Source organism: Actinophytocola sp. NPDC049390, from assembly GCF_044466355.1.
Taxonomy (GTDB): domain Bacteria; phylum Actinomycetota; class Actinomycetes; order Mycobacteriales; family Pseudonocardiaceae; genus Actinophytocola.
Map to the genome: position 1 here is coordinate 775285 of NZ_JBITMQ010000001.1, position 26124 is coordinate 801408.

Consider the following 26124-nt stretch of genomic DNA (forward strand, 5'->3'; position numbering starts at 1 on the left):
CTATGACTCGGGGTGAATGCAGCGATACGTGTGACCAGCACCGGCGGTGGCGAGAGGCGGCAGTTCCGCCGCGCACTCGTCGGTCGCCTTCCAGCAGCGGGTACGGAAGTTGCAGCCACTCGGCGGGTTGGTCGCCGAGGGCACGGGTCCGGAAAGGACGATCGGTTCGACGGCGTGCCTGAGGCTCGGCGTCGCGGAGAACAGCGCACGCATGTACGGGTGGTGCGTCGCGGCGGGCACGGCCACAGCCGGTGCCTCCTCGACGATCCGGCCCAGGTACATGGTGACGATGCGGTCGCTCATCTTGCGGACGGTCTGGATGTCGTGCGACACGAACACCATCGCGAGACCCAGCCGTTCCCGCAGGTCGATGAGCAGGTTCAGGATCTGCGCGCGCACCGACACGTCGAGCGCGGAGGTCGGTTCGTCGGCGACGAGGAGCTTCGGCCGCAACGCGAGCGCACGGGCGATCGCGACGCGCTGCCGTTGCCCGCCGGACAGCTGTCCCGGCACGGCGTCCGCGACGCTGTCGGGCAGGCCGACCAGCGACATCAGCTCGTGCACCCGCTCGTCGCGTTCGGCCGGGGTGCCCTCGGCGTGCACGTCGAGCGGGTCGCGGATGACCCGCGCGACCGACAGGCGGCGGTTGAGCGCGGTCGTCGGGTCCTGGAACACCATGCCGACGTTGCGCCCGAACTTCCGCGCCCGGTCCTCGGCGGTCATGTCCCACAACGGCTCGCCCTCGTAGCGGACGACGCCCTGGGTCGGCCTCTGCAACCCGACGACGACCTTGGCCAGCGTGGACTTGCCGCAGCCGGACTCGCCGACCACACCGACGGTCTCGCCCGGGTTCAGGGTGAGGTGCGCGTCGGTGAGCGCGTACACGTTGTCGTGCCCGAACAACCGCCGCGCCCGGATCCGGTGCACGACGTGCACACCGTCCAACTCAAGCAGACTCACGACTCACCACCAGTTCCTCGGCGGGGAAGTGGCACGCGGTCAGGTGAACGCCCTCGCCAACCACGGGCGGCCGTTCCGTCCGGCACACCGCACGCGCGGCGGGGCACCGGTCGGAGAACCGGCAGCCGGTCGCGAAGTCGGCGGGGGAGGGGACGACACCCTTGATCTGGGTGAGCCGGTCCGCGTTCTCCTCCAGCGACAGCACCGCCGACAGCAGGCCACGCGTGTAGTGGTGCCGTGGCGAGCCGACGACCTGCGCGATGGCCCCGGTCTCGGCGACCTGCCCGCCGTACATGACCACGACGCGGTCGGCCACTTCGGACACCAGCGCCAGGTCGTGCGACACCAGGATCAGCGCGAAGCCCAGCTCTTCCTGCAGCCGCAGCAGGAGCTTCATGATCTGCGCCTGCACGGTCACGTCGAGCGCGGTGGTCGGCTCGTCCGCGACGATCAGCCTGGGGCTGCGGGACAGTGCCATCGCGATCAGCACCCGCTGCCGCTGTCCGCCGGACAGCTCGTGCGGGTAGGACCGCAGGGTGCGGCCCGGGTCCAGGTTCACCAGCTCGAGCAGTTCCTCGGGCGAGCGCGTGCCGCCGCGACGGGTGAACTGCTTGAGCTGGCTGCGGATCGTCATCGCCGGGTTCAGTGAACTCAGCGCGTCCTGGTAGATCATCGCGAGGTCGTGGCCGAGGTGACGGCGGCGCCTGCTCGGGCTCAGCGCGAGCAGGTCCTGCCGCGCGAACCGGATCTGTCCCTGGACCCGGGCCGTGTCCGGCAGCAGGCCCATCACGGCGAGCGACGTGATCGTCTTGCCGCAGCCCGACTCGCCGATCAGCCCGAGCACCTCGCCGGACCGCACGGAGAACGACACGTCGTCCACCACGCGGGTCCCGTCGTGCCGGTCGGCGAACGAGATCGACAGGTGTTCCACGTCGAGCACGGCGTCCCGGTCCCGCAGGTCGCGGGCGGTCCCGGCGAGTCGTTCCCCGGCTTCCCGCAGACCCTCGATCGGCAGCACCGGCTCGACCCGGTCCTCGGCGGGCGCCTCCGCGGCCTGCTTCGCCGCCCGGCCCGCCTTGGCACGGCGCGCGGACGGCGTGGCCCACGCGTCGGAAATGCCCTCGGACAGGACGTTCAGTGCCAGCACCGTGATCAGGATCAGCAGGCCGGGGAACAGCGTGGCCCACCAGCCGCCGGTCAGGACCAGCTCCTTGCCGTTCGCGAGGACGGCGCCCCACGACGGGTCCGGCGCCTGGATGCCGGCGCCGATGAACGACAGCGACGCCTCGAACACGATCGCGTCGGCCACCATCACCGTGCAGAACACCAGGATCGGCGCCGCGCAGTTCACGGCGATGTGCCGGGTGAGGATGAAGAACCGCTTCGCGCCGATGATCCGCTCGGCCGCCACGTAGTCCTCGCCGTACTGCGCGAGCACGTTCGCGCGGACCACCCGCGCCATCGACGGCATGTAGAGGAACGCGAGCGCGAGGATCAGCACGATCAGCCCGCGCCCGAACACCGCCACCAGCACCGCGGCGAGCGCGACACCGGGGAACGCCATGACCACGTCGAGAATCCGCATGATCGTCTCGCCGACGCGGCGGTTCGACGTGGCGGCGATCGCCCCGATCAACGCACCCGCGATGAGCGCGATGGCGATGGCACCGAGGCCGACGGCGAGCGACCAGCGCGCACCCCACACCAGGCGCGTGTAGATGTCGCGGCCGGACGAGTCGGTGCCCAGCCAGTGCTCACCGCTGGGCCCGGCGACCTCGCTGCCCGTGAGGTACGGGTCGTGCGTGCTGATCAGCGGCGCGAACACCGCGGCCAGCACCAGCAGCGCGAGGATCACCAGCGCGATCCACGACGTGACACCCAGCTTGCGGAACGACGCGCCCTTGCTCAGGCGCTCGGCGAGCCCCCGGCGCATCACGAGTGGCTCCGCAGGCGCGGGTTGGCGATCACGTAGAGGATGTCGACGATCAGGTTGACCAGCACGAAGCCGATCGCGATGGTGATCACGAAGCCCTGCACCTTCGACGTGTCGCCGTCGTTGACGGCCTGGATCATGTTCTGGCCCAGGCCCGGCAGCGCGAACATCGTCTCGATGACGACCGCGCCGCCGAGCAGGTAGCCGACCCGCAGGCCCAGCACCGTGAGCGGCGTGACCAGCGCGTTCCGCAGGACGTTGCGCCCGACCACCACGATCGGCGGCAGGCCGCCACCGCGGGCCGTGCGCACGTAGTCCTTGTCCAGCTCCTCGACCATCGACGTGCGGATCACGCGCGTCAGCTGCGCCGCGACCGGCATCGCGAGCGCGATCGCGGGCAGCGTCATCGAGTTGAGCCAGCCCGAGAACGAGTCCTGCGGGCTGACGTAACCGCTGCTGGGGAACAGGCCCTCGCCGACGGCCAGCCACTGCACGAGCAGCAGCGCGATCCAGAACGCGGGCGCGGCGACACCGGCGAGCGACACGATCCGGATCACCTGGTCGGGCCACCGGTCCCGGAAGACCGCGGACGTGATGCCCAGCAGCAACGACACGACGATCGCGATGACCACGCCCATCAGCGTCAGCTGCAGGGTGAGCGGCAGCGCGGTGGTGATCGTGTCGCCCACCGACTGCTTGGTGATCACACTGACGCCGAAGTCACCGTGCATCAGGTTCCACACGAACCGGCCGTACTGGACGGGCCACGGGTCGAGCAGGCCGTTCTCCCTGCGGAACCGCTCGAGCTGTTCGGCTGTGGCGTTCGCGCCGTCGAAGGCCGCGAGGGCCGGGTCGACGGGGGAGAAGCGCATCACGATGAACACGAACAACGTGACGCCCAACAGCAGCGGCACGAGCGACAGGATGCGCCCGAGCAGCATCCGCAGGATGATCACGCTCCGGACCCCGGCTTCGCCTGGTTCAGGTTGATGCCCGGGTAGCCCTGTGCGCGCACCCCCGAGAGGACGTTCGCGTCCCACGCCGTGCCCAGCTGGGTGAACACCAGCGGGTACACCACGGCCTGGTCGGCGAGCGTGTCGAGGACCTGCTTGGTGAGACCGTCACGCGCGCCCTCGTCGGTCTCGGCGGCCGCCTGGTCGAGCAGCCCGATCAGCTTCTGCTGGTCGGGCCCGGCCCACTTGGCGTACTTGGCCGCGACACCCGCGCCCGCGTAGTAGTAGCGGACCAGCAGGTCCGGGTCGTTGCCGAACTGCTCGGCGTTCTGCGTGGTCGCGACGACCTGGAAGTCGAACCCGCCGTCGAGCTTGGAGAACAGCGCCTTGGTGTCCGAGGTGTCCAAAGTGGTCGTGACACCGATGGCGTCCCAGCCCTCCTTGATCACGTTCACGCAGTCGGCGACGAGCGTGGTGTTCGTCGTGGACAGTGTGACGGAGAGCTTCGAGATCCCGGCCTGGCGCAGCAGGGCCTTCGCCTTGTCGGGGTCGTAGCCGAGGTCGTTCGCGGCGGCCTGCGACACCGGCAGCTTCGGGTTGATGAACGAGGTGCCCGGCGAACCCTTGCCCTTGAGGCCGACCTGGATCATCTTGTCCCGGTCGACCGCGTGGTGCAGCGCCTGGCGCACGAGCTTGTTGTCGAACGGCGCGTGCGTGGTGTTGAACATCAGCCACAGGTTGTTGCCGCCGTCGGCGAACTCGACCTTGCGACCGTCCTTGGCGAGCTGGTCGGCGTTGGCGGCGGGGATGTTCTCCACGATCTGCGCGGCCGGCTTGGCCCCGGAGATCTTCGCGACCCGCGGTGACGCCTCGACGATCGAGTTCCACAGCATCGTCTTGTAGACCGCCGGGCGCGGCCCGTTGTAGTCGGCGAACTTCTCGAAGCGCGTGTGCGACAGCGGCGCCTGCTCGACGACCTTGTAGGGCCCCGAGCCGACGACCTTGCCAGACACCGCGGCGTCCCAGCCCGCCTCGAAGACGTGCTTCGGGCAGATCTTCACGGTCTGGATGCGTTGCAGCGCATAGGGGAACGGCTGCGCGAGGACGAACTCGACGGTCTTCTCGTCGACCTTCTTCACCTCGGTCAGCCACGGCGTGAGGAACGTGCGGACGAGCACGTTCTCGTTCGGGTCCAGCGCACGGGCGTAGGTGAACACGACGTCGTCGGCCGTGACCGGCTTGCCGTCGTGCCACTTGGCGCCGTCGCGCAGCTCGAACGTGAGCGAGGTGCCGGAGACGTCGGCGGGCAGTTCCTTCGCGAGCCCGGCGTACGGCTCACGGGTTATCGGGTCACCCTCCACAAGCGACTCGTAGGTGTGCAGGATCGCCGCCATCGAGAAGGCGGACGCCGTCTGCAACGGATCCCACGTCTGGTTGTTGCCGTACCCGATCACCGCTGTGATCGACTCGGCGGAGTCACCGGTCGCGTTCGTGGAGGCCGGCCCTCCACACGCGGCGAGACTGGACGAGAACGCGGCCGCGACGCCGGCGAGGCCGGTGAAGCGCAACATGTCCCGCCGGTTGAAGGGCTGACCGGACCCGGGCGGAGTTCTGGACACCGCACCTCCTGAACACACGTACGTCATCGGACGACATAGGACATGGGATGTCCTATGAATGGAGGAACCATATGGCGACGTCGGCGGCAGGTCAAGAGCCGGACTCACATCGTTGTCACACAACGGAAACCCGCGCGCCTCGTGTCGAGGAGGGTGCTCCCCTTCAGTACCCGGCTGCGGGCTCGACGACTCGAAGCGGTCGCCGACGGCTCACTCATGGACCCCGACCTGTCGCCGCCATTCAGTCGCGTACGCACCAGTCGCCGTCACGCTGCTCGACGATCATGGGTGCGACGGGCGCGCCGTCGATGGTCAGGCCGACGTAGTAGCGGGCGCGCACGGGAGCACGGTCGAGCCCGGTCATGGTCACCCGTCGGCCGTCGGCGACCATCTGGAGCAGTCCTGGCGCGGCCTTGGCGCAGTTGAGCCGCGCGACGGTCGCGTCATCGCGGGTGTTCACCGCGGCGAGATACCGCTCGGCCAGCTTGCGGACCGCCGTCTCGTCGGCCGGGTCGTTCATCGTGTGGCTGGTCCTGGTGCGGTCGGTGGTCGTGGGGGTGACACGGTCGAGGCGGGTGCTCTCGGGGCTGTACAGGGGAAGCAGCGCCAGCATTGCCGCTCCGGTGGTGATGACGCCGAGAGCCACGCGACGCGACGGTGGCATGCCCGGTTTCACGCACAGTCGCCGAGGTCGTTCGCGACCCGTTCGCGGAGCTGCCGTGCCCCGTCCGCGGCCACCGCCGCCAGCCGGTCCATGCTGTCGACGTCGGCGAAGTCCATGGTGAGGTCCGGGCCGTCGCCCCCGATGTGGATCTCCGCGCCGACTCCGCCGTGACGGTCCATGGTCAGTGTTATCTCCACGTCGGCGTGCATGCCGACGCTCGCGCACACGTGTGCTCGCTCGGTGGTTCGCATGTGTGTGTCCCTCTCGGCTTGGGGTCGCGCCAGAGGTGGCGCTCCTTGATTGGAGCACAAGAAATGGAAGCTTCCAATTAGCTTCACTCGATAAGGGGACGTGCGATACGGCAGGTTCGATGCCAGACTGGACGCTGCCGAACGAGGAGGGTGTGTGAGCAGGTCCAGGTCGATGCGGCGGCGCAGGCTGGCGCGGACGTTGCGGCAGTACCGTGCCGCGAGTGGGCTGTCCGGTGAGGACACGGCGAAGGCGTTGTTGTGCGGTTCCGGGACGATCTCGCGGATGGAGAACGGGGAAAGCTCCGATCCACTGCGCGTACGTGACGCGCTCCGCCTCTACGGCGCGCCGGAAGCGTTGGTCGATGACATGGTGGCCATCGCGCTGGAGACCCGCAAACGTGGCAAGCCCGGCGCGGTCCGCCGCCCCTACCAGGACGTGGTGCCCAAACGCCTCGCCGAGTACTACGAGCTGGAAGACGAGGCCGTGCAGGCGTCGATGCTGGAAGGCGAATGCGTCCCCGGCCTCATCCAGACTGCGGAGTACGCCCGTGCGCTCATCGGAGCTGGTGAGCCGAATGACGAGGTGGACCGTCTGGTGTCGATCCGGATGGATCGGCAGCAAAGGTTGCTCCATGATCACCCGCTGAACCTGCGGGTCGTTCTTGGCGAAGCGGCGCTGCTCACCGCGGTCGGTGGACCGGACGTGTTGCGCGCACAGCTCGACCAGTTGGTCGCCCTCGCCCACGACGCGCCGAGCGTGCGGATCCGGATGCTGCCGTTCTCAGCTGGGGCCCGCCCAGCGCTGGGCCGCAACTTCACCATCCTGAGCTTCCCGGACGACGCCGATCCGGACGTGATCTTCGCTGAGAGCGTGACGTACTTCGTACTGGAGGACGAAACCGCCGAGGTCGAGAAGTTCCAGGCCGCCTACAATCAGTTGTGGGACATGGCCGTCGATGAGACCCGCTCCGCGAAACTGATCGAGGAGGCCGCGTCCCGGATCGCGTGATGACCACCGCGTACGGAGGGCGGCACGATGGCGAACGTCGACTTGGCCGGGGCTTTATGGCGCAAGAGCACCTACACCCAGAGCAACGGCGCCTGCGTCGAGGTCGCCTTTCCGGACGCCGACTGGCGGACGAGCACCCGCAGCCAGGGCGATGGTGCCTGTGTGGAGGTGGCTGTGAAGCCGTCGATCGCCGGTATCCGCGACTCCAAGCAGCCTGACGGCGGGGTGGTGCTGGCCGGGTTCCCGGCGTGGGACGCGTTCCGGCGGGCGATCAAGCGCGCGGAACTCGACCTGCGTTAGTCGTCCTCGTATTCGTCGTCGCCGATGACCTGTGGTGCGGTGAGTACGTCGCTGCCGAAGATGGCTTCGCTGTCGGCTTCGATGAGGACTTTGCGCTGGTGCTCTTCGTCTTCGTCGCCCTTGCCGCGGCCCGCGCCCATCGGTGCGCCCGCCATGCCTCCGGGACCAGCGCCACGGGCACCGGCCGCGGCTGCTGCGGCGCGCCGCGCGGCGGCTTCCTCGGCGGGGATCGCTCCAGCGGCCGGCCCGGGGCCTGCCATGGGGGCTCGTGCGCCGGGGCCGGGGGTGCCCGGACCGTATCCACCGCCACCCCGGGGGCCGTAGCCGCCGCCGTAACCGCCCCGTCCGCCAGGGCCACCACCTGGGTAGCCGCCGACGGGGACACCGGGTCCGTAGCCGGGCTGACCGGGGCCGCCGGGTGTCGGCTGGTACGGGTTCGGCGGGTATGGGCCGGGCGGGTTGACCGCCGGTGGTACGTACGTGCTGGGGGTTGTCTGCTGGGGGAGGGACGGGCTCGGCACGGGCCCGCTGACCGGTGAACCGCCGACCGGGGGCCCGCTGACCGGGCTGCCACCGGGTCCGCCGTACGGCCCGGACTCGCCGCCTGGTCGGGGCTGGTCCCGCACCTCGATGTAGTCACCTGTGTCGGACGGCCGGGCACCGTCGGCGGTCACGCTGATGGTGCCGCCGGAGCCGTTGACGGACGAGTACTGCGCCGGAATGTTCGTTTCGTTGTAGCTGCTGGCGTTGTCGTAACCGCTGAAGACCTCGATGTTGTGGTGTGCGTCCGCCTGGTAGGCCACGATCTGCTTCTCGTAGTCCGAGAACACCACGTTCGGGTCGGTCAGGTCGATACCCGGCGGGTCCGCCGGCACCGGCCGGACCTCGTTCTTCGCCCGGTTGAACGATCCGCTTTGCCGGTCCAGCAGATCCTCTGCACGAGCCAGTTCGTCGACCCGGTTCAGCGCGGACGCGGCAAGTGGCTGAGCGGCCCCGAACGCGCCGTCGCTCGCAGACCCCTGCCACCCGGACCGAATCAACTCACCCTGCCGACGAATCAACTCCGCCCGCTCGTCCTCGTCCTCCCAGAGGATCTTGGCCGTCCTCTGCGCGGCGTCGACCCTCTCGCTGCCGGGCCCTGTCGTCAGGGCTTGATAGATCTCGTGCGGCGTCATGCCAATGAACCAGTTGCCCACGGCTACGCCCCGTCCTTCATCGTCTGCAACGCCATCCCGGCCACGTCGGCGGCAACCTCACAGGGATCCTTCTGCCCCACGTTCGCTTGGGACAGATTCAAGGCGATCCCCATGAGCAGTTGATCGGTCAGGCCAACATCGACGATGCAGATGCCCGTCGATCGGCGATCCTCGACATCGCTCGCAACTGCTGGATGGCCATCAATATCTGCCAACGGGACGAAGTATGCGAGGTCGCCACGTTGGTCTGCGGCATAGACGGCACTAAGTCCTCGGTCATTGTCGGTGAGAAGCGAAATCATCACCTGGCCTCGAGTGTCGGTGTTGCGCCACTTGCAGCCCACCCCGTATGGAATTTCGTCGGGTTCACCGGTTGTTGGAAGGTTGAGTTCCCGGGCTTGCCCTGTAGTGAGCATCGAGCATGGATCCTGCTCGTAACGAGCCGTCTCTTCGAAAGGTTCGTCTACCTTCGGTGCCCCATGGCTCGGCACGTCGCCATCGTCGCCAGTGGAAGTTGATGGTGGGGCTGCGGCGCTGGTCTCGGTCGTCGGAGCTGGAGTTGGTTCACCCCGGCTCATGGTGGTGCAGCCCGTGACTATGAGGCAGAGCATAGCGACTGGTGGCACTAGATGACGGATTCGCATACGTCAGATCCCGGCCTGGGGCCCCTGCGGGCTCTGCTTGTTGATCTCGGTCACGTTCGTGTTCTCAACACCCAGATAGTCGTCCAGTGCGCCTTGAGCCAACCGGGCCTGCTCCTTGCAGTAGTCACGGGCGTTCGTGAAGGAATCGATGAGAGATTGTCCGGACCGGTTGGCTGCGATGGCAAACGCGTCGCTGGCGAAGTCCAACCCGGGGCCTTCGACGATGGTCATTCTTCCGGCTTTGGTGATCGCGTCGTCGTAGCTGTCGGCCAGATCGTGGTAGTTCTTCACGACCGCGCGTATCTGGTCCTCGGTGAAGGCGAAGCTGCCGCCCGTGATGGTGCCCTGTGTGGTGTTGCTGCTGAACCAGCCGGACAGCTCGGCGTTGATGGCGTCGCGGTGCTGTTGACCGTTCATCCTGCTCTGCGCTCCCCCTTGTCGTCGGCGTTCACGACCCGGAACGCTCGGTAGTCGAGGATACGACATGCGTGTTCAGCGCTGTGGAGCTTTGGGGTGCCCGCCGCGAAGACGAATCTTCTTCACGACGGGCATTGACGGTGTGTGGCGTGCGTGCCTAACGTTGCCTGCCCGCCCACCACCTGGGGAGGACGCGATGAGGCGTCGTATCACTGTCGTGGCGACTGTTCTTGCTTGTCTGGTTGCTGGGGCGTCGGTGGCCGACGGCACGCCGGACCGCAACGACCGCGGCCTGCGGATCGAGACCCTCTCCGGCCCGGCCAGGTACGTCAGTGGCGGCGCCGCCAGGTTGCGGGTCGTGGTGCCGCGATCGATACCACTGGACGACGCCACGATCCGGGTCAACGGCGCCGACGTGACCGACGACTTCACGCCCGACGACCAGGCCCCGCACGCTCTCGAGGGCGTGGTGCGCGAGCTGCCGGAAGGACCGAGCACCGTGACCGCCGCCGTGCCGCGGGATCGGGCGTCGACGACGTTGGTCAACCACCCCGTCACCGGGCCCATGTTCTCCGGGCCCCAGCAGCCCGACTTCTTCTGCTCCACCCCCGCGCATCTCGCCGGCTTCGACCTCGCCGGGCCGTTCCTCGACGACGACTGTTCCCTCGCCACCCGTGTCGGGCGCTACTACCGCACGACGGCAGGTGCATGGCGGCCCTACGACGCGACAGCACCCCGTCCCGCCGACATGGCCACCACCCCCAGCGGGCTCGACTTCGTGATCCGCTGGGAGCGCGGGACCATCAACCGGTTCATCTACACGATCGCTGTGCTCGACCCCGGGGGTACCGGGGACCTGCCGCACTGGAACCGCAAGCTCATCTACTACTTCGGTGGCGGGGTCGCGATCGGGCACTACCAGGGCTCCAACAACCAGAGCGAGTCGCGGTACGTGTACGGGCTCGGTGCCGGGTACGCGATCGCCTGGTCCACCGGGACCAAGACCAACACGCACTACAACCTGGTGCTCGGCGGGGAGACCGCGATGATGGTCAAGTCGCGCTTCGTGACCGAGTACGGGGACCCGACGTACACAGTGGGGCTGGGCGGGTCCGGGGGTGGGATCCAGCAGTACGTGTACGGGCAGAACCACCGCGGGCTGCTCGACGCGGCGATCCCGCAGTACTCCTACCCCGACATGGTCACCCAGACCATTCACGTCGGCGACTGTGAGCTCCTCGAACGGTGGATGGACCAGAAGGTCCTCGCCGACCCCACCTCCAAGTGGCGGCAGTGGACCAACCGCACCCTGATCGAGGGGCTCGCCGCCTCGGACACCGTGGCCAACCCGTACGCGCGGCTCACGCCCTGGCTCGCGACGCCAGGGTCGAGCGAGTGTGTCAACGGGTGGCGTGGGCTGTCGCCGCTGGCGCTCAACCCGAAGTACGGCACGGCCCCCGGGATCACGCCCGAGCAGCAGGCCTCGGTCGAGTGGACGCACTGGAACGACGCAGTCAACGTCTACGGCCGCGACCCCGACACCGGCTTCGCGCGCTCCACCTGGGACAACGTCGGCGTCCAGTACGGACTGCGGGCACTGGTCGACGGGAAGATCACGCCCGCCGAGTTCCTCGACCTCAACGCCGACGTCGGTGGGTGGAAGGAACCCCAGGACGCGGTGCAGGAGGGCTGCCCGTTCGTCGCGCAGGCGTGTCCGTCCGATGTGGACGTGTGGAGTGCGCGGAACGTCACGGCTCCGAACGCCGACGGGGTGCGGCCGCGTACCGAGGGCAGCGTCGACGCCATGAGGGCCGCCTACCGGTCCGGTCTCGTGTTCGACGGGAAGATCGACATCCCCGTCATCGACTGGCGGCACTACCTCGACGCCGAGCTGGACATGCACAACGCGCGGCAGTCGTTCGCGTCGCGTCAGCGCATGCTCGACGCGACGGGCAGCGCCGCGAACCACGTCGTGTGGTTCACCGACGCACGACCGGCCCGCGCGTTCGACCAGACGCCGATGGCGCTCGCGGTGATGGACGAGTGGCTGGCCAACCTGCGTGCCCACCCGTCGCGGGGCGTCGTGGGCAACAAACCCGCCGCCGCCGTGGACAGCTGTTTCGCCACCGACGGCACCCCGCTGTACCGCGGCGCGGACGCCTGGCGCGGCATCCTCGACCGCGGCCCGGCGGGGCCGTGCACCCAGCGGTTCCCGATCCACGGCACGTCCCGCACGGTCGCCGGTGGCCCCTTCGACGAACAGCACTACAAGTGCGCGCTGCAACCCGTGCGCAAGGCGATCGCGCGCGGCCTGTACGGGTCGTGGCGGCCGAGCGCGGCGGAACGTGCCCGGTTGGAGCAGATCTTCCCGACCGGGGTCTGCGACTACCGCAGGCCGGACGTGGGCAGGCCGCTTTCCTGGCGATGAAAGCGGTGTGAAAGCGCGCCCGCGAGGATGCCGCGGTGGCATTTCTCCGCTTTCTTCGCGTCTTCTTCGTCGTGGCCGGGCTCGCGCTGGCCGCACTGGGCCTGATCATGGGTGCTGTCTTCGGTGGCACCGGGACGACCGGCGGGCACGTCGTCGCGAAGTGGTGGTGCGAGCCGGACGGCGATCGTGTCGAATGCCAGTCCTCCGACGTCGGCTACGCCGGACCGCGTGGCGTGATCGACGGCCTGACCTGGCTCGGCTACTCGATCGGCGGCGTCGCGCTCATCGGCGCCGCCGTCGCGCTGGGCCAGTTCGACCGGCCCCGGCAGGCGACCGGGCCAGGGCCGCAGCAGCAGTACGCGGCAGCGGCGGCCGGACCCGGCCAGCGGCCGCCCGGCACCTGGTGACGCCTACCCCCGGTGCACCTGGAACGGGCCGGACGACTGCGCGACCGGCATCAGCTCGATCGTGTTCACGTTGACGTGCGGCGGCTGGGCCGCGGCCCAGCGGACGGTCTCGGCGACGTCGTCGGCCGTCAGCGCCCGCATGCCGTCGTACACGGCGGCCGCCCGTTCGGCGTCGCCGCCGAAGCGGACCACGGAGAACTCCGTGCCCTCGCACATGCCCGGCTCGACGCACGTCACGCGCACGCCGGTGCCGTGCAGGTCGCTGCGCAGGTTGAGACTGAACTGCCGCACGAACGCCTTCGTCGCGCCGTAGACGTTGCCGCCCGGGTACGGGTACGTGCCCGCCACCGAACCCAGGTTGATCACGTGGCCGCGGCCGCGCGCCACCATGCCGGGCAGCACGGCACGCGTGCAGTGCACGAGCCCTCGGCAGTTGGTGTCGACCATGTCGTCCCAGTCCGCGAGGTGGGCGCGGTGCGCCGGTTCGAGGCCCTTCGCGAGACCCGCGTTGTTGACGAGCACGTCGATCGGTGGCAGTGCGTCGACCACCGAGCGCACGGCGTCGGCGTCCCGGACGTCGAGCGCGACCGGCCGGATCCGGTCACCGGCGGGGATGCGGTCGACGCGGCGCGCGGCGGCGAGCACCGTCGCGCCCTCGGCGGCGAACCGGCGCGCGATGGCCGCGCCGAATCCGCTGCTGGCGCCGGTGACGAACACGGTCAGGCTCATCGGACCCGCTCCAGCAGCGTCGTGAGCGCCGCACCGAACTCGGCCGGGCGCTCCAGGTTCGGCATGTGCGCGGCGCCGTCGACCACCCGAAGCGTCGAGCCGGCGATGCGTTCGTGCAGGTACTCGGCGTCGGCGACGGGGGTGAACTCGTCGTCGGCGCCCACGACCACCAGCGTCGGCACGGTGATCTCCGCGAGTACGGGGGTGTAGTCGGGGCGCTCGGCCCGGCCCCGCAACGCGGCCGCCGCGCCCTCGGGTGGCGCGGCCAGCATCATCCGGAACACGAACTCGGCCGCGTCGGGGTTGCGGCGGGCCACCATCTTCCACCGCACCTCCTCGGCGTAGCCCGCCATGCCCTCGCGCAGCAGGCGGTCGGCCATGTCGTTGCGGTGCTCGCGGCCTGCGGGCGTCTCGGCCTGCGCGAACGTGTCCGCCAGCACCAGCCCGCGGAGGCGGTCCGGGAACCGGCGCACGCACTCGAGCACGATCTGCCCGCCCATCGACAGGCCGCCGAGCACGAACCGCCCGACGCCGAGGTGGTCGGCCAGGGCGACGACGTCCTCGGCGAACGTCGACAGCGGCGTCACGCCCGGCACCACCGTCGACGCGCCGTAGCCGCGCAGGTCGGCGGCGATCACGCGCCAGCCGAGGTCCCAGGCCTGCGTGAGCTGGGGCCGCCACATGGAACGGTCGAACGGGTGCCCGTGGACGAGGACGAGAACGTCGTCGCCTGTGCCCTCGTCGTCGTAGGTGATGGTGATGCCGTTGACGGCAGCGGTGCTCATGGGTGCTCCTCCCTTGCCGTACCGAGGCTATTCGGTGCAAAATCTCAGTGCAATGAAAACAATGCTCTCGGTGCAATATGGGGAATCGTGGACGACTACCGCCTGATCGCCGACCGCGTCGCCGACGACATCGCCGCGGGCCGCCTGCGCGCGGGGGAGCGGCTCCCGCCGCAACGCCGGTTCGCCCGCCAGCACGGCATCGCGGCGTCGACGGCCGCCCGTGTGTACGGCGAACTGGTGCGCCGCGGCCTCGCCGTGGGCGAGGTGGGGCGCGGCACGTTCGTCCGCGCGGGCGCGCCGGCGCCCGAACCCGCGCTGGCCGAACCCGCGACGGCACGCGTGGACCTGGAGCTCAACTTCCCGCTGCTGCCCGACCAGGCCGAACTGCTGTCGGCGAGCCTCTCCCGCCTGGTCCGCCCGGACGCGCTGGCGGACACCCTGCGCCCGGTGACCGTCGACGGCACCCCGGCGGCACGCGCGGCGGCCGTGAGTTTGCTGAGCCGCACCGACTGGGCGCCGGACCCGGCCCGGATCCTGTTCGCGGGCAACGGAAGGCAGGCCATCGCTGCCGCCATCGCCGCACTGGTACCGGTCGGTGGCCGCCTCGGCGTGGAGGCGATGACGTACCCGGTGGTGAAGGCGGTGGCCGCGCGTCTCGGCGTCACCCTGGTCCCGTTGGAGATGGACGAGCAGGGCGTGCTGCCCTTGGCGGTGCGCGAGGCGAACGTCCGCGCCGTCTACGTCCAGCCGACACTGCACAACCCGCTGGGTGCCACGATGTCCGAGGCCCGTCGCGCCGCGCTGGCCGAGGTCCTGGCCGACCGTGCCCTGCCCGCGATCGAGGACGGCATCTACACCTTCCTGCGCGACGACCGGCCCCCGCTCGCCGCGTACGCACCCGCGCAGGTGACGCTGGTGGACAGCATGTCGAAGCGGATCGCGCCCGGGCTCTCCCTCGGCTACCTGGTACCCCCGCCCGGCACGGTCGACGCCGTCGCGGGCGCGATCCGGTCCGGCGGCTGGGCGGCGACGAGGTTCGCGCTGGCGGCGGCCACGTGGTGCACGGCCGACGGCACCGTCGAGACGATCGTGGCCGCCAAACGCGCGGATGCCGCCGCCCGCCAGCGTCTCGTCGCCGAACACCTGGCGGGGTTCACGGTCCACGCCGACCCTGGCGCGTTCCACTGCTGGTGGGAGCTGCCGGAACCGTGGCGCGCGGAGACGTTCGTGGCGGCCGCCGCCCGGCTGGGCATCGCCGTCACCCCGGCCGCCGCGTTCGCCGTGGGCCAGGGCCGGGCCCCGAACGCCGTGCGGCTCGCGGTGTCCGCCCCGCCGCCCGAGGTCCTGGCGACCACGTTGGACACCCTGGCGAAACTCGCCCGCACCCGCCCGGAGGACACCACGGTGGACTAGTGATCGGGTGGCTGTCGATCCGGGGACGTGTCGTTCGACGCTCAGGCAGGGTTCACGACACGTGAGGAGCTGACGTCATGGCCAAGGTTGTCCTGTACATGTCGATGTCGCTGGACGGGTTCATCGCGGGGCCGGGCGACCGGCCCGGCCAGGAACTCGGCCGGGGCGGCGGGCGGCTGTTCAACTGGCTCGACGACCGGATGGGCGACGGTCCGAGCGGGCAGGTGTACCGCGAGGCGCTCGCGACCGGGGCCGTGATCTCGGGACGGCGGACCTTCGAACTCGCGGGCCGCTGGCAGGGCGACCACCACGACGGTGTGCCGATCAACGTGCTGACCCACCACGTCGACCCCGCCGACGAACCACCGGGCAGCGCCCGGTTCTACACCGACGTGACCGAGTGCGTCGCCGACGCGCGGGCCGCGGCCGGCGACCGGGCGGTGATGGTGCACGGCGCGGCGGCGGCGCAGTCGTTGTTGCGCGCGGGTCTGCTCGACGAGATGGAGATCCACCTCGTACCCGTGCTGCTCGGCGAAGGGCGGCGGCTGTTCGAACCCACCGGTGCCGAGCCGGTCGAGCTGCGGCTGGTGCGGCAGTTGGTGGACCGCGACGTGACGCACCTGCGGTACGTCGTGGGGTGACGCTACGACGGTGACGGTGAGGTCGTCGGCACGGTGCCCGGTTCGACGAGGACCAGCTCGACGTCCCACCGGCCCTCGCAGTCGCTCCTCCGCACCAGCGCCTGTCCCGCCGCGTAGTCACCCGCGGTGAAGAAGACCTCCGCCTCGAAGCCCTCGTTGTCCATCCCCGCCGGACGGTAGCCCGCGGCGGTCACCGCGTCCTGGATCAGCACCGTGACCTCGTCGATGGGCTTGTCCGTGACCGCCTGCACGGTGACGTGCCCGTCCGAGCTGACGACGTGGGTGACCGTGCCGACCTGGTCGAACGCCAGCCCCTCCGGCATGAGCGCGGACTCCGCCGCCGGCGCGGGGCTCGGTGACGGGCACGCGGCGGCGTCGGTCCCCGCCGAGCAACCCACCGTGACCAGCAGCGACGCGACCGCCACGGACAGTGCGAGCCCACGTTCGATCATGGCGCAACCTTAGGCAGGTACTGGGAAAACAGGGAAAACAGCGGCCGTTCGGAGGCAGACTAATCGGACTTCTCCGGTGTTACCTTGTCGCGGGCACGGCTCACCCGAACCAGGAGGAACGCGTGGCACTGCGCAAAAAGAGACCTGGCCCCGTCGTGGCCGCGACACTCGTGGTCCTCCTGGGCGCGAGCGTCGTCGCCGACCGCGAGTACGGCGTCACGGCGGCCCCGGCGGCACCGGCGGGCCAGCCTGCGGAGGACCCGCTGGGCGCCGAGGAGTGGATGTACCTCCAGCGCGCCAACCCCGACGGCACGATCCCGGACGCGGCGATCACCGAGGCGATCGCGCACTCCGCGCAGATGGGCACCGCCGCCATGGGCTCGCCCGCCACCGACCAGGTGTGGCAGGAGCTGGGCCCGAGCAACATCGGCGGCCGCATCCGCGACATCGCCGCGGACCCCACCACCCAGAACCTCGTCTACATCGCCACCGGCACCGGCGGGCTCTGGCGCAGCGACGACGCCGGCGCGACCTTCGAGACCGCGTGGGACGACCAGCTGCCCCAGTCGATGGGCGCGGTCGCCGTGGACTCCCAGGGGGTGGTCTGGGCAGGCACCGGTGAACCCGACCACGGCGGCGGGTCCGCCTACTACGGCAAGGGCGTCTACAAGTCCACCGACGGCGGCGAGACGTGGCAGCACGTCGGGCTGGGGTCCGGCGACACCGTCGGCCAGATCGTGATCGACCCCCGCGACGACGACCGCGTGTTCGTCGCCGTCATGGGCGCGCTGCACGACACCGAGCCGACCCGCGGCCTGTTCATGACCGAGAACGGCGGCCGCACCTGGACCCGCGTCATCGTCCCGGACAGCGCCTCCACCGGCGCGATCGACGTCTCCATCAACAAGTCCGACCCGGACATCATGCTCGCCACCACGTGGGACAAGATCCGGGACGAGAAGTCGCGCATCTACGGCAAGAACTCCTTCCTCTACCGGTCCACCGACGGCGGCCGCACCTGGACCAACATCCACAACCCGCCGCTCCCGCAGAGCGTCGACATCGAGGGGCAACCGGTCACCGCGACCTACGTGGGTCGCATGGGTGTCGACTTCTCCGACAGCGACCCCAACCGCGCGTACCTGATCTCCAGCACGGCGGGCGGCAACTTCAACGGCTTCTTCACCAGCATCGACGCGGGTGCCACGTGGACCCCGGTCGGCCCGACCAGCGGCGGCACGCTGCAGAGCATCAGCGGCGGGTTCGCCTGGTGGTTCGGCCGCGTGTACGTCGACCCGGTGGACCCGATGCACGTGTACGTCGCGGGCGTGAGCCTCGCGGAGAGCCGGGACGGCGGCCTCACCTGGGTCACCTCGCGGACCCCGCACGCCGACCAGCACGGCCTCGAATGGGACCCGTTCACCCCGGACAAGGTGTACCTGGGCAACGACGGCGGCTTCTACTGGTCCAACGAGAACGGCGCGGCGCGTGGCCTGTGGGCGAAGACGGCGCACCTGCCCGTGACGCAGTTCTACGCGATGGACGTCTCCGTCCAGGACGGGGCCCGGGTCAACGCCGGCTCCCAGGACAACGGCTCGCTGAAGTCGTGGGCCGCCGACAACACCGTCACCGGTGACTGGTTCAACTTCGTCGGCGGCGACGGGATGATGAACCGCATCGACCCGACGAACGACCGCAAGTACTACGGCTGCTTCCAGAACGGCGGCTGCCGCGGTTTCGTCGACGGTGCCCAGTTCGTCATGACGATCCCCGGTGCCCGCAAGAACTGGGTGGCGCCGCTCGAGTTCGCGGCGGACCCGCGGATCATGTTCGGCGGCAGCGAGTTCGTGAACCGGATCAACACCGACCCCGGTCAGCGCACCTGGCAGCGGATCAGCCCGGACCTCACCGAGGGCACCGAGCCCCGCGCGCCCGGCTTCGGCACGGTCACGGCGATCGGCACGACTCCGGACGACCCGAACCTCGTCTACGCGGGCACCGACAGCGGCCTGGTGTGGGTCAGCCGCAACGCGATGGCCGAGCCGGACGCGGTGACGTGGGAGAAGCTGCGGAGCCCGGTGTTCCCCGGCCGCTGGGTCACCCGCATCACCGTCGACCCCGACAACTCGAAGGTGGCGTGGGCGAGCTTCTCCGGCTGGCGGTCCGGTGACCCGTACCCGCACCTGGTCATGACCAGCGACGGTGGCCGGACCTGGCAGGACATCACGGGCAGGCGCATCCCGCAGGCGCCGATCAACGACGTCATCCGGCACCCGGAGAAGAAGGACTGGCTGTTCATCGCCACCGACGTCGGCGTCTTCCGCACCACCAACCTCGGCAAGACCTGGGTCAAGGTCGGGGCGAACCTGCCGCTGGTGCCGGTCAACGACATCGACCTGCCGGCGGGCAGCGACAAGCTCTACGCCGCGACCTACGGACGAAGCATCTGGACGACCTCGCTCGCCGACGCGGGCTGACAGGCGCTCCGCTGGCCCGGCACGACACCACGCGACCACCCCGACGGACCACCACCTGGTGGACCGTCGGGGTGGTCGTGCTGACCGGGCTGTTCCTCGCACCGCTCGCCGTCATGGTGCTCGGCGCGTTGCAGCGACCGTTGCAGCCGCCGCCCAACGGGCTCGACCTGTGGCCGGACCCCGTCGAGTGGACGAACTTCGCGACCGTGCCGCGGTTCATGCCGCTCGGCAGGCTGCTGCTGAACTCGGTGCTGCTGCTCGTGGTCGCGGTCCCGGTCACCGTCGTCGTCACGTCGATGGCCGGGCTCGCGATCGTCACCGCACGGGGTGCGCTGCGCCGGTGGCTCGTGGGCGTGTCGGTGCTGATGCTGCTGGTGCCCGCCGCCGCGTTGTGGGTGCCGCGTGTGGTGCTGCTGCGCGGGATCGGCCTCGCGGACACCCCGTTCACGGTCGCGCTGCTCGCGCTCGCGGGCACGACACCGTTCTACGTGCTGCTGTTCGCGCTGGCCTACTCGCGCATCCCCGCGGCTCTGCTCGAGGCGGCCGCGCTGGAGGGCCTGAGCCCGTTCGCCGTGTGGCGCCGTGTCGCGTTGCCGCTGGCCAGACCCGCCGCGGTGGCGGTGGCCGCGCTGTCCGGGCTGTACTACTGGTCCACGTTCATGGATCCGCTGACCCTCGTGTCGTCACCCGGCAACTGGCCGGTGGCGCTGGGGCTGCGGAACCTCAGTGAGATGGAGGCCGCGCTGTACCCGATCTACCTGTCCGCAGCGGTGCTCGTGACAGCGCCCGCGCTGCTCGCGTTCGGCATCGCCCAACGGTCGTTCTTCTCCTCGGTGGAACGCTCATGAGGCGCACACTGCTGGCGATTCCCGTGCTTCTGGTGTTGAGCGCGTGCTCGAACGGCGCCGGTGCCGACGAGGGGAACCCGAGCGCGTCGATCACCGTGCAGGTCGGGGCCGACCCGGAGGAGGCGGCGGTGTACCGCAGCCTCGTGTCCGCCTACCGGGAGGCCGGTGGCGGCGAGGTCGACCTCGTGACGGTGACCCGCGACGACCACCTCACCCGGCTCTCCACCGCGTTCACGTCCGGGGACGCGCCGGACGTCTTCCTGATCAACTACCGCCAGTACGCGCCGTTCGTGCAACGCGGTGCCGTGCGGCCGATCGGACCGTTGCTCGCCGACGCCGGCGTCGACACGGCGGACTACTACGAGGAACCGTTGCGGGCGTTCACCTACGACGGTGACCTGCAGTGCATGCCGCAGAACATCTCCTCGCTCGTCGTCTACTGGAACCGCGCGCTGTTCGCGGAGGCGGGTGTCCCGGCGCCGAAGGCGGGCTGGTCGTGGGACGAGTTCACCGCGACGGCCAAGGCGCTGACCGGCGGCGGGGTGAAGGGTGTCGGCATCGACCCGTCGATCGTGCGCATGGCGCCGTTCATCTGGAGCGACGGCGGCACGATCGTCGACGACAACGCGTCGCCGACCCGCACGACCCTCCACGAGCCCGCCGCCCGCGGGGCACTGCAGAAGGTCCTGGACCTGATCGGCAGCGGCGCGACCCCGGACAAGGAGCAGCTCGCCGCACAGGGCGTGCCGGAACAGTTCATGACCGGCAAGGTGGCGATGTTCCTCAGCTCGCGTGTCGAGGTGCCCGGACTGCGCGAACAGCGCGGCCTGGACTTCGACGTCGCGGGCCTGCCGGTGATGGGGGAACCCGCGTCGGTGCTCCACTCGGACGCCTACTGCGTCGCCAGTGGCTCGCCGAACGCCGCGGCCGCCGCGAAGTTCGTCGCCTACGCCGTCGGGCAGCAGGGGCAGACGCTGACCGCGCTCGGCGGTCGGACGGTGCCGTCGCTGCGGTCGGTCGCGACGTCGCCCGCGTTCCTCAGCCCGGCCCGCGCCCCCGTGTCGTCACAGGTGTTCCTCGACGCGATCCCGCACCTGCGGCACACGCCGGTGGCGCCGTCGTGGCCGGAGGTGGAGGACGTGATCGGCACCCAGCTGGAACGGGCCTTCCTGGACGGGGTGCCGTTGGACGAGGTCCTGGCGGAGATCCGGAAACAGGCGGATCCGTTGCTGCGCCCATGAGTGTCGTGGTCGAAGGCGCGCGGAAGGTGTACCGGGCACGCCGAGGCGCCCGGGTGGTGGCCCTGGACGGGGTCGACCTGGCGGCGAAGCCCGGTGAGCTGCTCGTCGTCGTCGGGCCGTCCGGTTCGGGGAAGTCGACGCTGCTGCGGGCGATCGCCGGGCTGGAACCACTCGACGCGGGCCGCGTGGTCATCGACGACCGGGACGTCACCGGGGTGCCCGCCGGGCGGCGGGACGTGGCGCTGGTGTTCCAGGAGGCGGCGCTGTTCCCGCATCTGGGGGTGGCCGCGAACATCGGGATCGGGGAGCGGGCGCGAGGCACCCGGCGCGGGGACGTCGAGTCCCGGGTCCGTGAGGTGGCGCGGACGCTGGACATCGAGCCGCTCCTGAGCCGGATGCCGGGCGAGCTGAGCGGCGGCGAGCGGCAACGGGTGGCCCTGGCCCGTGCCATGATCCGCGCACCCCGGGTGTGCCTGCTCGACGAGCCGCTCGCGTCGGTCGACACGGAACTGCGCCTGCGCATGCGCGGCGAGATCCGTGCGGTGCAACGGTCCCTGGGCGTGCCGATGGTGCACGTGACCCACGACCAGGCCGAGGCGATGGCGATGGCCGACCGGGTGGCGGTCATGGCCGAGGGCAAGGTGCTCCAGTGCGACACCCCGGCCTCGGTCTACGCCCGGCCCGCGACGACCGCGGTGGCCAGGGTCTTCGGTCCGCTGCCGATGAACCTGCTGCCCGCGGTCGACGGCGTGGTCACCGGGGTGCGCCCGGACCGGGTACGGGTGCACCGGTCCGGCTCCGGCCGGCGGGCGACCGTGGTCGCGGTCGAACCGGCGGGCGAGGAGTGCCTGGTCACCGTGGACGATCTGCTGGCACGACTGCCGTGGGCGGACGCACCACAGGTCGGCGAGCACGTGGTGGTCACGTGGCGGCCGGAGGACGAACACCACTTCGACGCGGCCACCGGTGCCCGCCGATGAGAAGGTGGCCACTGGCGGCGCCCTACCTCGCAGGCTCGGCACTCCTGGTGCTCGCGCCACTCGGGCTGGCCGCGGCGCTGGCGTTCACCGACTACTTCGGGTTCCGGCCGCCGTCGTTCACCGGGACGGACAACCTCACCCGCCTCGCCTCCGACGAGACCTTCTGGGACGCGGTGGGCATCAGCGCGCTCGTCGCGGCGGTGGTCGTGCCGCTGCGGCTGCTCCTGGCCGTGGGCGCGGCGTTGCTGCTGGCCCGCCGCCGAGGCGCGCGCACCGCGATCGGCCGGGCGGCGGCGTACCTGCCGTCGGTCGTCCCGGATGCGGCGTGGGCGTTGTTGTGGTTGTGGATCCTCAACCCGTTGTACGGGCCGCTGCCCGCGCTGCTCGACGTGTTCGGGGTGCCGGACCCGGGTTTCCTGACGACGCCGTGGGGAGCGCGGGCCGGGTTGGTGCTGGTCATGGCGTTCCAGGTGGGCGAGGCGTTCGTCGTGGCACTGGCCGCCCGCCTGGCCATCCCGTCATGCCTGCACGAGGCGATCGAGGTGGAGGGCGGCTCACCGTGGTTCGCCATGACGCGGGTGACCCTGCCGCTGATGGCGCCGATCGTGCTCGTACTGGCCGTGCGGGACATGGTGGTCGTGGTCCAGAACGCGTTCGTGCCCGCGTTGCTGGTGACCGACGGCGGGCCGGCGAACGCGACCCTGACCGCGCCGCTGCTGATCTACCGCCGCGCCTTCGAGTACGGCGAACTCGGCTACGCGAGCACGTTGTCGGTGGCGTTGCTCGTGCTGACCGCGATCGCGGCCGCCTTCCCGCTGTGGCTCGCCGCCCGCCTGGCCGCACACCAGCGCACCCGGTCCTGAAAGTCGTAACAGCCGGGAAGCGGCCGTCGACTGTGTTCGCATGGGAATCTTCGAGCGGCTGCGATCCGGAGTGGGCCCGGCTGTTTCGTGGCAGCTGTACGGCGGTGACGAGGACCTCGAGGTGGTCGGCGAGTCCGCCTACCAGGACGCGCTCTGGTCGCTCTGCGGCGGATCACGGGGAGATCGGGTCCGGCACGACGTCGTCGCGGTCCTGGTGCCCGAACCGCGGAACCCGTACGACAGCAACGCGATCTGTGTGCGCGTCGACGCCCACGTCGTCGGGTACCTGCCCCGCGAGGTGGCCGCGCGGTACCTCTCCGGGCTTCAGGCGTTGATGTCCACCTCCGGCACGGCGGTCGCGCTCCGCGGCGTGATCGTCGGCGGCGGATACCGCAACGACGGTCCGGGCCGGCTCGGGGTGTGGCTCTCCCATGAGCCCGCGGACTTCGGGATCGCCGTCGTCCGGCGCGTGCCCGGACGCCCACCCACCGCGGGTGGCGAGATGCGGACCGGGTTCAGCGAGGCCTGGCAGAGCGACATCGAGGACGACTCCTACGACCTGTCCTGGTTCGACGGCCTGCCCACCGCGGACCGGCCCGCCATCGCGGCGCTGCGGGCTCTGCTCGTGGACGAACGTGACCCGATCGACCGGCACTTCCAGTTCGCCGAGCTGGAGAAGCGCCTCTACCACGCACGGGACCTCTACGAGACCGCGCTCGACGAGTTCGACGACGCCTGCACGCGGCACGACGCGGACATGGACGTCATCCGAGGTGCCTTCATGCGCAAGTGGGGCAAGGTGCCGCTGCTCGAGACCTACCGGCAGATGGCCATCCGCAAGCAGAAACAGAAGGACTGGCAGGCCTGTCTGTGGTGGGCGGACCGAGGGCTCGCCCTCTACGGCGACGACGCCGCCCGCGACGAGGCCGTCGAGGACCTCCTCAAGCGGCGCAACCGTGCGCTGCTCAAGCTCGAGGGCCGGCAGCGGTAGCGGCCCGCCCGGTTCGGGGCGAACGACTACTGCTCCAGCAGTTCCTTCTCCTTCGCGGCCCGCTCGTCGTAGGCAGCCCGCGCCTCGGCGATGGCCAGCTGGTGCTCCTCGGTCCACGTGACCAGCGCCTTGATCGTCTCGTGGAGCGTGCAGCCCATGTCGGTCAGCTCGTAGTCGACGCGCGGCGGCACCACCGGGTAGACCTTGCGGTTCACGAGCCCGTCGCGTTCCAGCTGGCGCAGCGTGACCGTCAGCATGCGCTGGCTGATGCCGTCGATCTCCTTGCGCAGCTCCGAGAACCGCAGCGACCGGCGTTCCAGCAGCGCGATCACCAGCAGCGACCACTTGTCGGCGATGCGGTCGAGGATCTGCCGCACCTCGCAGTCCGCCCGGGAGTGCCACTGCCAGACGTCGAACTCCTCTGTTCCCTCGCAGTAACCAGGTTCTCCTGAAGTGCCTTCTTCCACAGTTCCCCATGGTGACTCAGGATGAGGTTCATAACAAGAGAGAACCCAGTTCTGTTTGGTAACCAAGGAGTGGTGGATGGCGAAGATGAGCGGCCGCGCACGTGCCGTGCTGTTCGTGCTGTGCGGCTCGATCTTCCTGGAGGGCGTCGACGTCTCCATGCTGGGCATGGCGCTGCCCGCGATCCGGGCGGACCTCGGCATGTCGACGGCCGAACTGCAGTGGGTGGTGTCCGCCTACGTGCTGAGCTACGGCGGGTTCATGCCGCTCGGCGGGCGGGCCGCCGACCTGCTTGGCCGCCGCCGGATGTTCGTGTTCTGGCTCGCCGTCTTCCTCGCGTTCTCGGGGCTCGGCGGGCTCGCGGGCGACGGCTGGGTGCTGATCCTCTCCCGGTTCGTCACCGGGGTCGCCGCCGCGTTCATGACGCCCGCCGGGCTGTCGCTGATCACGACCAGCTTCCCCGAGGGACCGCCGCGCAACCGGGCGGTGCTCTGGTACGCGGCGGCCGGGGCGGCCGGGTTCTCGCTCGGGCTCGTCGTCGGCGGGCTGCTCACCGCGCTCGGCTGGCGGTGGGTGTTCTTCGCGCCGGTGCTGCTCGCGGCCCTCATCCTCGTCATGGCGGTGCGGCTCGTGCCCACCGACGTCCCCGCCGACGGCCCGCGCCGGTTCGACGTCGCCGGTGCGGTCACGCTGACGACCGGCATGGTCACGCTCGTCTACACGGTCGTGCGGGTGCCCGAGGTACCCGCCGTCGTCAGCGTGGCGACGGGTGCGCTGGCGGTCGCGCTGCTGGTCGCGTTCGTCGTGGTCGAGTCGCGGTCCCCGGTTCCGTTGGTGCGGCTGGGCATCCTGCGCGGCGTGGCGCTGGTGCGGGCCAACGTCGCGACCGTGCTGTTCGCGGGCGCGTTCGTCAGCTTCCAGTTCATCACCGTGCTGTACCTGCAGGAGGTGCGTGGCTGGTCGGCCATCGAGACCGGGCTCGCGCTGGTGGTGGTGGCGATCGACGCGGTGCTGGCGCCCACGGTGACACCGCGGCTCGTGGACCGTTTCGGCAACCCGCCGGTGATCGTCGCCGGGGTGGCCGCCGCCGTGCTGGGCTACGCGCTGTTCCTGTCCATCCCCGCCGACGCCGCCTACTGGACGGCCATGTTCCCGACGATGGTGTTGCTGGGCATCGCGTTCACCCTGGTCTACGGCCCGCTGACGATCGTCGCGACCGACGGCGTCGCCGACCACGAGCAGGGGCTCGCGAGCGGGCTGTGGAACACCTCGTTCCAGTTCGGTGCCGCGCTCGGCCTCGCGGTCGCGACGACTCTGTCGGTCACCGCGCACGGCCTGCCCGGCCTGCACGCCGCGTTCGCCGTGCCGGTGACCGCCGCGGCGCTCGCGCTGGTGGTGGCGGCGACCGGGCTGCGCAGGCGCCGGGTGGCGGTCCCCATCCCGGCGTGACCTCGTGGG

Annotated in this window: 26 protein-coding genes; 13 read left to right on the forward strand and 13 right to left on the reverse strand. The window is 70.4% G+C overall.

What is annotated here, in order from left to right; translation table 11 throughout:
- From ACIBVP_RS03480 to ACIBVP_RS03505, 6 genes are all read right to left on the reverse strand, one after another.
- Entirely contained in the window at positions 1-960 is a 960-nt protein-coding gene (locus ACIBVP_RS03480; protein WP_396104351.1) for an oligopeptide/dipeptide ABC transporter ATP-binding protein, read from the reverse strand.
- Positions 947-2893, reverse strand: coding sequence for a dipeptide/oligopeptide/nickel ABC transporter permease/ATP-binding protein (locus tag ACIBVP_RS03485; protein ID WP_396104926.1), 1947 nt, complete (start codon positions 2891-2893; stop codon positions 947-949). The genes ACIBVP_RS03480 and ACIBVP_RS03485 overlap by 14 nt, the downstream gene beginning before the upstream one ends.
- A complete protein-coding gene (locus ACIBVP_RS03490) occupies positions 2893-3849 on the reverse strand; it encodes an ABC transporter permease (protein WP_396104352.1) in 957 nt (318 codons plus the stop codon). The genes ACIBVP_RS03485 and ACIBVP_RS03490 overlap by 1 nt, the downstream gene beginning before the upstream one ends.
- Positions 3846-5465, reverse strand: coding sequence for an ABC transporter substrate-binding protein (locus tag ACIBVP_RS03495; protein WP_396104353.1), 1620 nt, complete (start codon positions 5463-5465; stop codon positions 3846-3848). The genes ACIBVP_RS03490 and ACIBVP_RS03495 overlap by 4 nt, the downstream gene beginning before the upstream one ends.
- A 241-nt stretch (positions 5466-5706) precedes the next feature.
- Positions 5707-6111: a hypothetical protein gene (locus ACIBVP_RS03500; protein ID WP_396104354.1), complete on the reverse strand. Its 405-nt coding sequence runs from the start codon at positions 6109-6111 to the stop codon at positions 5707-5709.
- A gap of 26 nt (positions 6112-6137) precedes the next feature.
- Positions 6138-6380: a hypothetical protein gene (locus ACIBVP_RS03505; RefSeq protein WP_396104355.1), complete on the reverse strand. Its 243-nt coding sequence runs from the start codon at positions 6378-6380 to the stop codon at positions 6138-6140.
- A gap of 154 nt (positions 6381-6534) precedes the next feature.
- Between ACIBVP_RS03505 and ACIBVP_RS03510 the strand changes: the two genes are divergently transcribed.
- Complete coding sequence (locus ACIBVP_RS03510; protein ID WP_396104356.1) at positions 6535-7389, forward strand: helix-turn-helix domain-containing protein; 855 nt, start codon at positions 6535-6537, stop codon at positions 7387-7389.
- A gap of 27 nt (positions 7390-7416) precedes the next feature.
- Complete coding sequence (locus tag ACIBVP_RS03515) at positions 7417-7689, forward strand: DUF397 domain-containing protein (RefSeq protein ID WP_396104357.1); 273 nt, start codon at positions 7417-7419, stop codon at positions 7687-7689.
- Here the strand turns inward: ACIBVP_RS03515 and ACIBVP_RS03520 are convergent.
- From ACIBVP_RS03520 to ACIBVP_RS03530, 3 genes are read right to left on the reverse strand one after another with little or no spacing between them, the layout of a single operon-like run.
- Positions 7686-8864 carry a hypothetical protein gene (locus tag ACIBVP_RS03520; protein WP_396104358.1) on the reverse strand — a complete coding sequence of 393 codons (1179 nt, stop codon included), beginning with the start codon at positions 8862-8864 and terminating at the stop codon, positions 7686-7688. The two genes, ACIBVP_RS03515 and ACIBVP_RS03520, sit on opposite strands and share 4 nt — an antisense overlap.
- Before the next feature lie 23 nt (positions 8865-8887).
- A complete protein-coding gene (locus ACIBVP_RS03525; protein ID WP_396104359.1) occupies positions 8888-9529 on the reverse strand; it encodes a DUF3558 domain-containing protein in 642 nt (213 codons plus the stop codon).
- A 3-nt stretch (positions 9530-9532) separates the two neighbouring features.
- Positions 9533-9946, reverse strand: a complete 414-nt coding sequence (locus tag ACIBVP_RS03530; protein ID WP_396104360.1) for a hypothetical protein — start codon at positions 9944-9946, stop codon at positions 9533-9535.
- A 256-nt stretch (positions 9947-10202) separates the two neighbouring features.
- Here ACIBVP_RS03530 and ACIBVP_RS03535 point away from each other — a divergent pair, with 256 nt between their 5' ends.
- Both ACIBVP_RS03535 and ACIBVP_RS03540 read left to right on the forward strand, forming a co-directional pair.
- Positions 10203-12374 carry a DUF6351 family protein gene (locus ACIBVP_RS03535; protein ID WP_396104361.1) on the forward strand — a complete coding sequence of 724 codons (2172 nt, stop codon included), beginning with the start codon at positions 10203-10205 and terminating at the stop codon, positions 12372-12374.
- A 35-nt stretch (positions 12375-12409) separates the two neighbouring features.
- Positions 12410-12781, forward strand: coding sequence for a hypothetical protein (locus ACIBVP_RS03540; protein WP_396104362.1), 372 nt, complete (start codon positions 12410-12412; stop codon positions 12779-12781).
- A gap of 3 nt (positions 12782-12784) precedes the next feature.
- Here the strand turns inward: ACIBVP_RS03540 and ACIBVP_RS03545 are convergent, their stop codons facing one another.
- Both ACIBVP_RS03545 and ACIBVP_RS03550 read right to left on the reverse strand, forming a co-directional pair.
- On the reverse strand, positions 12785-13510 hold the full coding sequence (locus ACIBVP_RS03545; protein WP_396104363.1) for an SDR family NAD(P)-dependent oxidoreductase: 726 nt from the start codon (positions 13508-13510) through the stop codon (positions 12785-12787).
- On the reverse strand, positions 13507-14295 hold the full coding sequence (locus ACIBVP_RS03550) for an alpha/beta fold hydrolase (protein WP_396104364.1): 789 nt from the start codon (positions 14293-14295) through the stop codon (positions 13507-13509). The genes ACIBVP_RS03545 and ACIBVP_RS03550 overlap by 4 nt, the downstream gene beginning before the upstream one ends.
- 87 nt (positions 14296-14382) lie before the next feature.
- Between ACIBVP_RS03550 and ACIBVP_RS03555 the strand changes: the two genes are divergently transcribed.
- Entirely contained in the window at positions 14383-15708 is a 1326-nt protein-coding gene (locus tag ACIBVP_RS03555) for a PLP-dependent aminotransferase family protein (RefSeq protein ID WP_396104365.1), read from the forward strand.
- Positions 15709-15785: 77 nt separating this feature from the next.
- On the forward strand, positions 15786-16349 hold the full coding sequence (locus ACIBVP_RS03560; protein WP_396104366.1) for a dihydrofolate reductase family protein: 564 nt from the start codon (positions 15786-15788) through the stop codon (positions 16347-16349).
- A 2-nt stretch (positions 16350-16351) separates the two neighbouring features.
- Here the strand turns inward: ACIBVP_RS03560 and ACIBVP_RS03565 are convergent, their stop codons facing one another.
- Positions 16352-16801, reverse strand: a complete 450-nt coding sequence (locus ACIBVP_RS03565) for a hypothetical protein (protein WP_396104367.1) — start codon at positions 16799-16801, stop codon at positions 16352-16354.
- Positions 16802-16923: 122 nt separating this feature from the next.
- On the opposite strand from ACIBVP_RS03565, the gene ACIBVP_RS03570 reads away from it, so the two are divergent.
- The 6 genes from ACIBVP_RS03570 to ACIBVP_RS03595 all read left to right on the forward strand — a co-directional run bounded on the left by ACIBVP_RS03570 (position 16924) and on the right by ACIBVP_RS03595 (position 24201).
- On the forward strand, positions 16924-19278 hold the full coding sequence (locus tag ACIBVP_RS03570) for a WD40/YVTN/BNR-like repeat-containing protein (protein ID WP_396104368.1): 2355 nt from the start codon (positions 16924-16926) through the stop codon (positions 19276-19278).
- 71 nt (positions 19279-19349) lie between these two features.
- On the forward strand, positions 19350-20126 hold the full coding sequence (locus ACIBVP_RS03575) for an ABC transporter permease subunit (protein ID WP_396104369.1): 777 nt from the start codon (positions 19350-19352) through the stop codon (positions 20124-20126).
- On the forward strand, positions 20123-21367 hold the full coding sequence (locus tag ACIBVP_RS03580; protein ID WP_396104370.1) for an ABC transporter substrate-binding protein: 1245 nt from the start codon (positions 20123-20125) through the stop codon (positions 21365-21367). Before ACIBVP_RS03575 ends, ACIBVP_RS03580 begins: the two co-directional genes overlap by 4 nt.
- Complete coding sequence (locus ACIBVP_RS03585) at positions 21364-22347, forward strand: ABC transporter ATP-binding protein (RefSeq protein ID WP_396104371.1); 984 nt, start codon at positions 21364-21366, stop codon at positions 22345-22347. Before ACIBVP_RS03580 ends, ACIBVP_RS03585 begins: the two co-directional genes overlap by 4 nt.
- Positions 22344-23210 (forward strand): carbohydrate ABC transporter permease, encoded by an 867-nt coding sequence (locus tag ACIBVP_RS03590; protein WP_396104372.1) that lies wholly within the window; start codon positions 22344-22346, stop codon positions 23208-23210. The genes ACIBVP_RS03585 and ACIBVP_RS03590 overlap by 4 nt, the downstream gene beginning before the upstream one ends.
- Positions 23211-23250: 40 nt before the next feature.
- Positions 23251-24201, forward strand: coding sequence for an HIRAN domain-containing protein (locus ACIBVP_RS03595; protein WP_396104373.1), 951 nt, complete (start codon positions 23251-23253; stop codon positions 24199-24201).
- 26 nt (positions 24202-24227) lie between these two features.
- Here ACIBVP_RS03595 and ACIBVP_RS03600 read toward each other — a convergent pair whose 3' ends face one another.
- Entirely contained in the window at positions 24228-24668 is a 441-nt protein-coding gene (locus tag ACIBVP_RS03600) for a winged helix-turn-helix transcriptional regulator (RefSeq protein ID WP_396104374.1), read from the reverse strand.
- 76 nt (positions 24669-24744) lie between these two features.
- Between ACIBVP_RS03600 and ACIBVP_RS03605 the strand changes: the two genes are divergently transcribed.
- A complete protein-coding gene (locus ACIBVP_RS03605; protein ID WP_396104375.1) occupies positions 24745-26115 on the forward strand; it encodes an MFS transporter in 1371 nt (456 codons plus the stop codon).
- Positions 26116-26124 lie beyond the last annotated feature (9 nt).